The organism is Gammaproteobacteria bacterium (genome assembly GCA_029862005.1).
Classification (GTDB): Bacteria; Pseudomonadota; Gammaproteobacteria.
The window spans coordinates 25,581-37,444 of sequence record JAOTYD010000031.1 but is presented as its reverse complement, the minus strand read 5'-3'; the positions used below and the strand labels follow the sequence as shown (position 1 = coordinate 37,444).

General features: G+C 47.9%; 12 protein-coding genes and 1 tRNA gene. 6 read left to right on the top strand and 7 right to left on the bottom strand.

Features of this window, described 5'->3' with window-relative positions; genetic code table 11:
• From OES20_15540 to OES20_15515, 6 genes are all read left to right on the top strand, one after another.
• Positions 1 to 332: hypothetical protein (locus OES20_15540; GenBank protein MDH3636112.1), on the top strand; the 332-nt coding region annotated here is incomplete at its 5' end.
• A gap of 296 nt (positions 333 to 628) precedes the next feature.
• The gene (locus OES20_15535) at positions 629 to 1,699 is read left to right on the top strand and encodes a pyridoxal-phosphate dependent enzyme (GenBank protein MDH3636111.1); all 1,071 of its coding nucleotides are present in this window, start codon (positions 629 to 631) and stop codon (positions 1,697 to 1,699) included.
• Between the two features lie 255 nt (positions 1,700 to 1,954).
• Positions 1,955 to 2,257, top strand: a complete 303-nt coding sequence (locus OES20_15530) for a DUF1330 domain-containing protein (GenBank protein MDH3636110.1) — start codon at positions 1,955 to 1,957, stop codon at positions 2,255 to 2,257.
• 169 nt (positions 2,258 to 2,426) lie between these two features.
• Positions 2,427 to 3,302 carry an NAD(P)-binding domain-containing protein gene (locus tag OES20_15525; protein ID MDH3636109.1) on the top strand — a complete coding sequence of 292 codons (876 nt, stop codon included), beginning with the start codon at positions 2,427 to 2,429 and terminating at the stop codon, positions 3,300 to 3,302.
• Positions 3,303 to 3,828: 526 nt separating this feature from the next.
• On the top strand, positions 3,829 to 4,701 hold the full coding sequence (locus OES20_15520; GenBank protein ID MDH3636108.1) for a cupin-like domain-containing protein: 873 nt from the start codon (positions 3,829 to 3,831) through the stop codon (positions 4,699 to 4,701).
• A gap of 131 nt (positions 4,702 to 4,832) precedes the next feature.
• Positions 4,833 to 5,747 (top strand): cupin-like domain-containing protein, encoded by a 915-nt coding sequence (locus OES20_15515; GenBank protein ID MDH3636107.1) that lies wholly within the window; start codon positions 4,833 to 4,835, stop codon positions 5,745 to 5,747.
• 146 nt (positions 5,748 to 5,893) lie between these two features.
• Here OES20_15515 and OES20_15510 read toward each other — a convergent pair whose 3' ends face one another.
• From OES20_15510 to OES20_15480, 7 genes are all read right to left on the bottom strand, one after another.
• On the bottom strand, positions 5,894 to 6,244 hold the full coding sequence (locus OES20_15510; protein ID MDH3636106.1) for a hypothetical protein: 351 nt from the start codon (positions 6,242 to 6,244) through the stop codon (positions 5,894 to 5,896).
• Between the two features lie 49 nt (positions 6,245 to 6,293).
• Positions 6,294 to 6,653: a hypothetical protein gene (locus tag OES20_15505; protein ID MDH3636105.1), complete on the bottom strand. Its 360-nt coding sequence runs from the start codon at positions 6,651 to 6,653 to the stop codon at positions 6,294 to 6,296.
• A gap of 1,207 nt (positions 6,654 to 7,860) precedes the next feature.
• Complete coding sequence (locus OES20_15500) at positions 7,861 to 8,082, bottom strand: hypothetical protein (protein ID MDH3636104.1); 222 nt, start codon at positions 8,080 to 8,082, stop codon at positions 7,861 to 7,863.
• Positions 8,083 to 8,241: 159 nt separating this feature from the next.
• A complete protein-coding gene (locus tag OES20_15495) occupies positions 8,242 to 9,120 on the bottom strand; it encodes a hypothetical protein (GenBank protein MDH3636103.1) in 879 nt (292 codons plus the stop codon).
• Positions 9,113 to 10,183 carry a site-specific integrase gene (locus OES20_15490; GenBank protein ID MDH3636102.1) on the bottom strand — a complete coding sequence of 357 codons (1,071 nt, stop codon included), beginning with the start codon at positions 10,181 to 10,183 and terminating at the stop codon, positions 9,113 to 9,115. The genes OES20_15495 and OES20_15490 overlap by 8 nt, the downstream gene beginning before the upstream one ends.
• 311 nt (positions 10,184 to 10,494) lie before the next feature.
• Positions 10,495 to 10,570: transfer RNA gene (locus tag OES20_15485), tRNA-Asn, on the bottom strand.
• Between the two features lie 125 nt (positions 10,571 to 10,695).
• Positions 10,696 to 11,826, bottom strand: coding sequence for a radical SAM protein (locus tag OES20_15480; protein MDH3636101.1), 1,131 nt, complete (start codon positions 11,824 to 11,826; stop codon positions 10,696 to 10,698).
• Positions 11,827 to 11,864: the final 38 nt, after the last annotated feature.

Below are 11,864 nucleotides of genomic sequence, written 5' to 3'. Positions count from 1 at the left end.
TGCTTGTGCAAAAGATTTATTCGTTTGGTAAAGAAATGGGATGCGGTGATCTTGTTGAATCGTCAAAAAAGCTGAATAAATTCTATCCTACACGTTTGTATGAAGAAGAAAGTGGTATCCATGACAAAATAGATCGATATAACGATGACACTTTTTGGGATGAGTTGATTAATCGATTAGCAGAGCGTGATGCTCGTGCTGATGCCGAAGCATCAAACAAAGAAATTTCTTCTGTTGAAGATTTTTTGAAATTCAGCGCACCTCACGAGCCTAGATATGCTGAAGAATTCTCGGAAAACGGACTTAGGAATTTAACCATAAGTGAAACATGACAAGGTGCTGCAGTCGGCCATAGTGCTCAATGTACTGGCAATTTCTCAATTGCAGACACTGAAAATCCTTTCCTGGGCTCCTCGAATCGGCCACAAAAGGACTATTATGTTCAGTGATCGATGAAGGCTCGATCGAATGCCTGTCGAATTTCTGCGGTGATTAGAGCTGCAATTGGTCCTACACAAGGCATTGATTTGTCGCGGGATTAAAAAACTGCCATGCTGTCGTTTGCATGCATGGTTTCAATAAGGGGGATCTTGCCTTCAAGGTATCCCCAAGCATATCAGGAGGAGTCATGAGTATTAGAACAACCAGAGGGTTGGGGCAGCTGTATCCTTCAGTGCTCGATACGGTAGGCAATACACCTGTTATTCGATTGAACCGTATAGCCCCGGATAACGTCACGGTGTACGTAAAGGCCGAAGCCTTCAATCCGGGTGCATCGGTCAAGGATCGCCTGGCCCTGAATATAATTGAAGCGGCGGAAGGTTCCGGCGATCTAAGGCCCGGACAAACCGTGGTCGAAGCGACAAGCGGAAATACCGGGATTGGATTGGCCATGGTATGTGCCGCCAAGGGATACCCGCTAGTGGTAACCATGGCAGATAGCTTTTCAATTGAGCGCCGCAGATTGATGCGTTTTCTAGGTGCCAAAGTAGTACTGACGCCCCGCGCCGAAAAAGGAACTGGTATGTATTTGAAGGCAAAGGAACTGGCGGAAGCAAATGGCTGGTTTCTTGCGCGACAATTCGAGACCAAGGCCAATGCGGATATTCATGAATCGACCACGGCCTCCGAAATTCTAGGTGATTTCACTGGGGAGCGGCTGGATTATTTTATTACAGGTTACGGTACCGGGGGTACTGCGACCGGTGTAGGACGAGTACTGAGACGTGAGCGTCCGGAAACACGAATCATTCTTACCGAACCAGCCAATGCTGCCCTCGTATCATCGGGACATGCCCAGGCTCGCACCGAGGGTGGGGCTCCCGCTGAAAGCCATCCTGCATTCGAACCCCATCCAATTCAGGGCTGGACCCCGGATTTCATACCCCTGGTTCTTCAGGAAGCCCTCGACAATCAATATTACGATGAGTTGATACCTATCCCTGGTGCAGAAGGCATGAAGTGGGCAGCGCGTCTGGCTAGCGAAGAAGGCATACTAACCGGAGTTTCTGGCGGGTCAACTGTTGCAGTTGCGATGCGGGTTGCTGAAAAAGCAGAACCTGGTTCGGTCCTCCTTGCAATGTTACCGGATACCGGCGAACGCTACCTTTCGACACCGCTTTTCGAGCACATCAGCGAAGAGATGTCGGAAGAAGAGATAGCACTTTCAAAATCAACGCCAGGCTACCAGATGGAGTGAGACGTTTTAGGTGTCTCAATTGGGTCGCAAATCGCCGCTGATTCTTCGTGTTTGAGCGGCTGCTTTCTCGTAAGCAGACACTGAAAATCGCTACCTGGGCTTCTGAGAACGGCCAGGAGCGGACTCCCAGCAACTAATTGAAAAAAATTTCAAGATCATGAATCTTGCGATTTAAATGTTAGGTGGCTACCGATTTTTGCATCCTCTTTCTCAAAGAGAGAGAATCGGAACTGAATACTAAATGGAGGGTACAAGATGAGTGCATATGTACTGGCTCAGATACAAATTGAAGACCCGGACGAGTACCAAAATTACCTAGCTGGATTTATGCCAATTTTTGAGAGGCATGGTGGCGAGCTCCTGGCAACATCAAAAAATCAAACTATCGTTGTTGAGGGAAGTTGGGCTTATCCAAGTACAGTAATAATGAAATTTCCCAACGTTGAGTCGGCCCAGGCATGGTGTGATGATCCAGATTACAAAGCGCTCGCAGAACATCGACATCGTTCTGCCCAGGCCAATCTTGTCATTGTTGAAGGAATCGCGCAGAGGGCCTGATTTCTACAAAGAAGACACTGAGTTGACTCAGCCAAGCAGCTCTAGTCGGCCAGGAGCAGACCAGGGGCTCGATCTGATAAAATGATAGCGATTCAAATGCCTGTTTGTAATTGTGTTACGAGAGATCATGGGTATTCATAACAATTAATTTCTGCCTCGGTATAGAAACATGACAAAAACCAGTGTTACGGTAATTGGATTAGGGCTGATGGGATCAGCTCTTGCGAGAGCCTTGTCAGCTGCTAACTTGGAGGTCACAGTTTGGAACCGGAGTCCTTCGAAGGCGCAATTATTCGAACCGGGAACAGTCAAGGTCGCCGACACAATTGTCGATGCAGTTCAAGCCAGTAACATCATTATTGTGTGTATACGTGATTACGATGCGACCGACGAGCTTTTCCGTGTCGGCGCCGTAGAAAATGAACTCGCCAAGAAAGTCATTGTTCAACTCTCGACTGGAACGCCTGCTAAGGCTCGTGAAGCCTCGATTTGGGCATCCACTATCGGCGCAACTTACCTCGATGGGGAGATCATGGCCTTCCCGGACGCGATTGGTACTGAGACCTGCGCGATCATTTACGCGGGAAACGCCAGCAGCTTCGAGGCTTGTAAAACGGTGGTTGATGCGTTTGGTGGGACTGCGCAGCTAATCGGAGATGATCCAGGAATGGCAGCTGCTCTCAGCAATGCCATTTTGTCGATCTACTTTAGCTTCGTGTTCGGTGCGCTCAATGGCGCCGCAATTTGTGATGCCGAGAAAGTGCCTCTGCCGCTTTTTCGTGATTTGGGTGTTTCCTTGCTGCCGGTTTTTGGCGATGTTTTGTCGCGATCGGTTGATATGATCACCACCGACACTTATCAGTCAAAGCATAGCACTCTCGACACCAGTGCAGGTGCCTTGGCGCAAATCGCCGCGGTTGGAGAAGGGGCCGGTCTCGATGGTCGTTTCATAGATTGCATGCGAATGTATGCCACAGAAGCCATAGAAGCTGGATGTGGATCTCTCGGTAATGCCGCCCTGTTCAAACTATTCCGCAAGGAATAGTGTTAATAGAACCTGGATTAACGGGACATACTCAATTCAAGCGCATGAAAACGGGCAAAATGGGGGCTATGCACGAAATTTAGCAAGAGCATGAGTTTCTTAGTTGGGTTGGTTGTCGCCGCTGACTCATCGACTTTAGCGTCTGATTTCCCAATAGCAGACGCCCATGAAATAGTGGTAGGGGGCAATCTTCGGCCAGAAGCGGACTCTCATGACTTGGGGATAAATGGATTAGGCAATTGTAACTGACTACCAGCATACTGCCCGCTACTTCCATACTACTCTGGGGGAACATTTCAATATTAACAGTATTAAGTATGTGATCCGAGTCTCGTTATTAGTGAACTGACTATAACAAGATGCGATAATATTCAAAAAGATTGAATAAATTGAAAATAAAAATGGCACTTGAGGCTTTTATTTTGCCTAGTGGCACTTTTTCTAGCATGGCTCTAGTTGATTCAAACTGGAGGTTCGCGTGACATTCCACAAGAGTAGCTCAATATCTAATCATCGAGGTGAGTCCATGATCGAGAGACGAGAGGGAGTCTCTTGCGAGTCTTTTTACAGGGACTACGTCTTGACTCGGCGGCCTGTGATCCTCACTGATGCGATCACTTCTTGGACGGCTCTGCGGAAATGGTCACCGGGCTTCTTCAAAACCACGTTCGGAGATCGACTTCTTCCGGTAGGTGATGAAAATCTAACCGTGAGTAAATTCGTCGACCGTGTGCTCCAGTCATCCGAGAGCGAGCCAGCGCCTTACCTGATGGGTACTGGAGACGGTAGGTATCTCGGCGATCTTTTTCCAGAGCTTCTCCCCGATATTGAACCACGGCCCGAGCATCTGTGGCCGAACTGGCTGGAGGATCGTTTCTTTCCTTCAGGGCTCACAGAGACTCTCAGTCGAGGATCAAAGGCCGAGATATTCTTCGGTGGCCAGGGTGCTCGGTTTTCGGTGCTTCATTGGGATTATATTGCCTACCATGCCTTCGCCTTTCAGATCTACGGCACGAAAGAGTGGACGCTTTTCGCACCTTCCGATTCGAGTAACCTGTATCCGAAATCCGATTGGCCAAATCAGTCCAAGATAAATGACTTAGAGAACCCGGACCTGACGAGGTTTCCCCGCTTCGCAAATGCGAGAGCATTTCGCTCGGTGCTGGAGCCAGGCGAAATGCTCTTCGTACCCTGGGGCTGGTGGCATACTACACATCTAACAGGGTCCTCTATATCGGTTTCGATCAACACGGCAAATGCAAGTAACTGGTGGGCGCTGGTCTACTGGATGTTCCGTTTCCATCCATCTCTCAAGAGCTTTTTGAAGGCGGGAATACTAGCTACACATCCGGCATTACGCGTGCTGCGAAGTGTCCACTCACCCGCACACCGATCATGACGATAGCGATGACATGAAAACCGCTGCTTTTGAATTGAATACCGGACCTGGGTATTACATTGTAAAGAATGCACAAGTATGGATCTCGGCAGATAATCTTAAAGATACAATAAGCATTTAGGAGCAAGTACATGAATGACCTCGAGACATTTTCTTTCGAGCAAGTTGGTAGGGTCGACCGACGGACGGGTATTTCGTATGATGAATTTATTCAGGACTATTTGTTGCCCGGAATTCCAGTTGTGCTAACCGACGCGACACAGGATTGGCCCGCAATGTCCAAATGGTCGCCGGAGTATCTTCAGCGACATTACGGTCAGCGATCAGTCAAGCTTCGGGACTTTCCGGATCGAGAGATAGATCTGGGTAGCTACATGGATATGGTGATTGCCTCAAGCGTTGAAAATCCCACTCCCTATTTATGGGGAATCGATATAGAGAATTTGTTTCCAGAGTTGATGGCAGACATGCAGCCTGCCATCAAGTTTGCCGAACCCGATCGCATTCAGAGTAGATTGCATCCCCTTCGATTTCGAATTGAGCGCACTACTGCAATGCTGATCGGTGGAGCTGGCGCCAGATTTCCGCTGCATTTCGACCTATTACATACCCTCGGTTTCGTGACGCAGGTCTATGGAGACAAAGAGTTCACGATATTTCCGCCATCTCAAAGTAAATATCTCTATCCCAATCCCAAAGCTCCGAACAGGTCACTTGTGACTGATATAGCTCATCCGGATCTTGAGAAGTGCCCTTTGTTTAAACAGTCCAAGCCACTGAGAACAGTTGTCCGCAAGGGTGAGACGATTTTTCATCCGAGTGGTTGGTGGCATACAACAAGGATACTCACGCCCTCGATCGCTATCGTGCGCAGCACCGTCTCACCAAATATTTGGTCGCAGTTTGTCACAGCCTATTATGGTCCGGCGATGAGAAAGGCGGCTCCTATGAAGACTCGATTAAAAGAATCATATTTGCGCGCTTTGCATCCTTTGATGTCCTTATTGGAGTTTTTTCATGACTTAGAGTACAAAGCTAACTCTTGAATAAACATATTTAACGTTAAAGCCATCTAAATTGAGGTGGCTTTTTTATGAGTGTCTGAGTTGGGTCGTTTTCTGCCGCTGAATGGCGAAATCTGAGCGTCTGCTTTGGAGAAAAAAGTAACTTTGGAACAATCGACAGGGATCGGCTAGTTACCAGGGAGGAATATTGGCTTTTCAAAATACTTTAACCAGAAAGTGCCAATTTGAATGTCGGTCAGGATATTCCTCTGGCCCGATTCTGTGATTACGCCGTTAAAGATCACAAACAGAAGGCCGCCCCTAATTTGTAGATTTACGGTGGCACCGGCCTTTAACGATACGGGGCCGACATGCACATTCTCTGCAAGCCTTTGTTCGCTGTAGGTCATGGTTAGTTGAGTCACCCATAGAATATTACTGAGGTAGTTGAGCGTCGCATTACAGGTTTCGTTGTTAACACTTGGGTAGGTTACCTCCCACTCGCAGATTGTCGTCAGTGGGGTAGTCTGGGTATTCATAGGTTATCTCTTAGCCCTGGACTCTCGATAAACGGATTCGCTTTCGTCATCAGTGTGAAGTAGGTTTTTCCTCGGCTGTTTTCAGGCCCTTGTTTAGAAGATGTGCAACCCATCGAGCAAGCTCTAGATTACTAATTTCCTCCTTGACCTCGCCCTCTGCGTTAAGACTTTGCGTTTGCTGGATCGGCTTACCATAGCCTCTATCCAATATTTCTTTGCACGCGCTCAGTTGTGTTGCCTGGTTATCTGCATTCTCTGCCAGCCAAACCAATCGCTCCAGTGCTTTGGGCCCGTGTTGTTGGGCCAACGCTTTGATTTCATCCGTTGATTTATTGGGGGTTCCTTTAACTCTACCGCCAGTCTTTATTCCTTTAGCCATATCACTCAAAAGTATAATTTCGATAGGCAAACGCTACTCTAATCATGCTCTGAATACCAACGCATAGCGGTTGAAATGCACTGCGGTCGGGCTATAAAACATCATTCCAACCGAAGGTCCGCAATTATTTTTTGGAACCCGGCAGCGCAACACTCAATGACAATGTTACGCATACCGGGCCAGTAGTCTTTCAATCAATCGTAGTATTCAGCCCGACTCTGTTCCAAAGGACTAAATTCCGTTGCCAAGAAAATTGGCTCAAACCTTTTTGCCGCAAGGGTTTCAGGGGTTTTTAAGTAGCTACTGCTACAACTACAACTACGGCTACTACTAAAACTATAACCATAACCATAGCCCTATCGTTCTATGCTTCTCACACGACTATATTGGGCTGCCTCAGGTATATCTCGCTGATCGTATCCCCTGCTTACTGTCACGACAGTGCCTTGAACGACTACTGAGGAGAGGTTTGATAAAGGTATGCGATCAGGCCGTGGTGCGGGCCTATCCGGAAACACCCGGCAAAAGTCTCGATATAGATTAGTTTTTTTACTTGCCTTGAATCTACCTGCCTTACCACGTTTGCCGATGTGCTTTTCTACACAGTAGTAGGCGGGTAATGCCGCTCCGAAATAATCACCTGGCTCGATAATGCTGAAGTACATAACGACCTTCGGCTGACGCCCCCTAAACATCCATGTTTTGTGGTAGAGATAACCCATCTCATAAACACCCTCGGGAATCAGAGGCGAATCATTGCCCTCGATAATCTTGGGAAATGTAATGCACTCACCCATCATCGATCTCCTTGTGTTTCTTTCCAGTTGGCAGAGGACGAACTGAATACAAAGGACAGTGCCAAGAAGTGCAATTTTCGACCTGTTTTAGCCACGATCCCCTTTGGTAAGGGTCATATATACAGTGACAGCAGAACGCACTAATTTTGGCCTTAAAACCTGTCTTTTTTAACTCTCTTTCGACTATCTTGTCGCGTACTGTGCCTCGGTTGCCGGAAGTGCAAACCGTATCGATCAATTCCATGGCTCAGCTCCTTGTAATAGGGCTTGCATCGCTTCACTCGGGGAATGATAGTAAACCCGCGCAGCCCAATTTTGTGCTAAGCGCTCGAAAGTCCTGCGGTCCTTTTGACTGATATTATGATTGGCCGATGTAGTGTTATAATCCGATGCGCTAGTATCAAGATTAAGCCTCTGCTTTCGGGTGAGGGCTTTTTCGTTCATGGAGTAAGCCCCCCATCTTTAAGCAGTGCAATGTAGCGATCACGATCGATCAGCAGTTTCTTACCGGAAAAAAACACAGCACCCGCTTCGACGAGCGCAGACTTGTGCTGGAAAATTGTCCAACGAATCCTACCTTCATTCAAACCGGGTTCAGTGGCTGCAAGCGTCTGCACTGTATGGACAGTGCCAGGTTTAGTGTCGGAAACTTGTGGTTCCATTTTTACCTCGATGTAATACAGCGGCTTGATTGCCTTGCAAATGTGTTGCTGGTTATTGCAAAACACTTGGCCGAAGTGCCTTGTGTCGAATGGTAATTTACAGGGTTTTGGAGGGGGTGCTGCTATTGGGAGTTAATGGCCTTATTGTCCACTATAGGATTATTTTGCTTTTTTTTGCCAGCGTTGAAATCGTTTTTTAAATGCGGATTTACTTAGTATTTCTTCACCCATAAGTAATGCATCTTCCCCCCGGTCAGTGCCAGTCGATATCCCATATCCCTGAGGTGGGTTTTCCCAAAGAGAAACCCAAGCTTTGATCGCTGAGGGGAACGATCCATTATTCTTCATGTATCGCCACATCGTTTCCTCAATGATATAAAACCACTCGTCCCGCCGTGCTGGTGGGTTTGAAAATGGCGCAGCATTAATATCATTATTTAGGATGTTTCTTGCGCTGCTTGAAGGGTCTGGGAACCTCCAGTTAATTTCACGGGTGGAAGTCTCCAACCAAGTATTCAGGTCATCCCAACAAACCTCCTCATAGTGATCAGTTACTTGTTTAGGTTTGTATTTAACTTGAGAGCCTGGTGGATAAACTGGAAGCGAGCCGGCAAGAACCGCATGAGTAAGTAAATTTAAAATGGTTCTCCTGCTTTCATTAATCGCTTGGGCAATATTCTTGGAGGCATAATACAAGTCATATCTGCCACTGGATGAAGATGGTTCCGCAATTTTGATTTCGATACTGAGGCGAGAAAAATATTCTCTCCACTCATCGACGGTTTTGAATGAGTCCGCCAATTGCTCGTTAATTGAATTTTTACTCCCAGAATCCAGACCCATCCCCTCAAAGTTTCCATTTATAAAAGCTTCCTTAATATCGTCCTGATATCGTTTCACTATTGCCTCAAATTTCCCCTCATCATATGTTGGGCTGGAATAAGGGAGAATCGCCCAAGCCACCATATAGGGTATATCAGTAACACTTATTGACTTTATATCGTGAGGCAATACCAGGCTGTGCTCTAAATCACTCACCCTGCATCCCAAAAATTGCGTTATTCATCCTTTCAACCACTGAAGTCGTGTGCTGTTCGGAAAGATGTGCATATCTCTGAACCATGGCTAGTGTCTTATGGCCCAATACAGCAGCTATTTCGTGAAGGCTCGCCCCATTCATTGCTAGTTCCGAGGCGGCGGAGTGGCGACAGTCGTGGAAGGTGAAATTTTCAATTTTCGCTTTCTTTAGGGCAGTTGCCCAGGCTTTACGAGGGAAATTCGCATACGTGTTATGACGCCCTTGAAAGACAAACGGATTTTTCAGACTTCGTACTTTTCCATGATCTTGGAGCAGTGACTTAGCAATGCCGACCAGTGGGACTACCCGAACCTCCTTATTTTTCGTCTTGAAAAGCGTTATGGTGTTGCGCTCAAAACTAATATGATCCCATTTAAGGGTAAGGATTTCGGCTTGGCGCATACCTGTCGACAGCGCCAGCAGGGTGATCAAGTATAGATTCTTACTAGTTGACTCTTTACAGGCTGAAAGTAGGGCGGTGCGTTCTTCTCTGGATAGAAATCTAGTTCGGCCATCAGATTCCTTCTCCCTGCGGACGCGAGAAAAAGGATTTTCTTTCATCCATTGCCATTCTGATACAGCGACTCCGAATGCAGCACTCAGTGCCGCCAGGTATCGATTAACTGTTGCGCCACTGCGTGGTTTGCCGCGTGTACTAATTTCGCTCTTAAGCTTGGTTCGACACTCGACCAATAGGGCAGGGGTTACTTTGTTCAGTGTCTTCAAGCCGATTTCGCTTTGCCACCATTTAAGTTGAGTGATCCTTGCTAGTTGGTCACTTACCGATAGTCTTGGTATTTCTTCGGAAATATACCGATCGATTAGGTTCGATACTTTGTGTTTTTCAGCCTCCTGCTTTTCAAAATAGGTTCCTTCTTCCATATCCAGTTCCGTTTTTCTGGCCCATTTCTCTGCCAGACTTTTACTACTAAACGTTTTGGTGACTGTGGGATTATTGGGCTTTCTGATACGAACTTTGTAACTAGTTCCTGTCTTCCCGACTTGTTTGGTTATCGTTGCCACTTTCGAGCCCTGATTTCAGCTAGTTGCAATATGATACAACAGTTCACAAATGACGACAATTGGAAATTAAATCCCTTGTACTTATTTAGAAAGTAATTGAAATATAAGCTATTTATTTACTGGACTAGCATGTAAGTGCCAAATTTAGTCCACTAAGGAGTTAAAAATAGCCTGAAAAGGGCATTTTGAAAGGGTGAGGGCAGTCCCTGGACAAGACACGATCTATTGCATTTTGTTGCGGTTTACTGGACTAAATTTGGACTAACTTGCTTGGGAGAATAGGTTACTTCCTTGTAACCTAATGTTTTGTATGGCTCCCCGGCCCGGGCTCGAACCAGGGACCCATTGATTAACAGTCAATTGCTCTACCAACTGAGCTACCGGGGAATAGAGGCTGGGTATACTAATTCAATAAAAATAATACAGCAACCGGATTTGTCAATCACCGGTTTCAGCGTCGGCAAACCTGGTCTGCAGGTAATTACCGTCTTCGCGCGGTTCGCTGGGCCGGTCTAATCGCGTTGATGGTCGAGCGGATCGTAATCCTTGCCGCAGGTACGGGCACAGATCGCAAGCTTGCCGTCATCTATCGATGCGAGGTCCCAGCTTTGCGGGATCGCCTGTTGAAACAGCGGGCCTTCGATGACGGCTTCGAGTCCGATACGACGGGCATCCAGCGCGGCGCTGCCACCGTATCGATCAATCAACTCGGCAAACTGCTGGCGTTCCGGCGTGCTCGCCTCGCTGAACACGGCACCGAGCCAGCAGCAGGGCAGTGCATAACCCTGCGCGGAAAGGTAGATCTTGCGTTTGCGACCCGCTACCTTGCAATTAATGTCGACCTGGTCAAGGTAACTGTGATACTCGCCGTAGCGTTGTCTGACCTGCTCGAGATTACCGAAGGCCGGGTTCAGGTATTCGGGATTCGTCGGCTGTTCGAGCCAGTATTCAAAGCGTCCCTGCTTATCGCGCACGTCGAATCGATCCGAGATCTCCAGTTCACCGCTGCTCAGGAAACGGCCGGTCTTGCGTACGAAAAATTCCTTGAATCCCATTTCCCGGGCAAGCTTGCGGGCGCCTTCAACCTGGTGTTCATTGTGCTTGAAGACCAGGTAGTCCCACTCGGCGTGTCCACCTGCCGCGATGAAAGATTCGGCGCTGCGCATGACGGTTTTCCAGTCCGCGCCGCGCCGGTAAAGATGATTGGTATCCTCGAGCCCGTCGATACCAAAACGCAGGTAATGGGGCCCCTGTTTCATGATCGTGGCCAGCTCGCGCCACCAGTCCGGGCGCCGCGCCGATCCATTGGTATGCAGGCACAGGTTGAGATCGGGCCCGTTTTCGCGCAAGTAACGGAATACCTCGATGCAATCCCGCGCGACAATGGGATCGCCATAGTTGCCGCAGGCGTAAATACGTTTGAGTTGACGGACGAAATCAGGTAGCAGTATGGCCTTTATTTCGGCCAGCGACAGTTCGCTTAATGGCATGTCGGGATTGAGTGCGCCACCGTGAATATTCCGTGAACACATTGGACAGGCCGCGTTGCAGCGGTGCGTCAGCTCCAGGTGGACGATTCGAACCTCGTTGTAGTGATACAGCGGCGACGGCTCGAGGCCGATGTTTTCAACAACAGAACTCATATCGGGTTATATACCATGGGGTCGCAATTGGACCCATT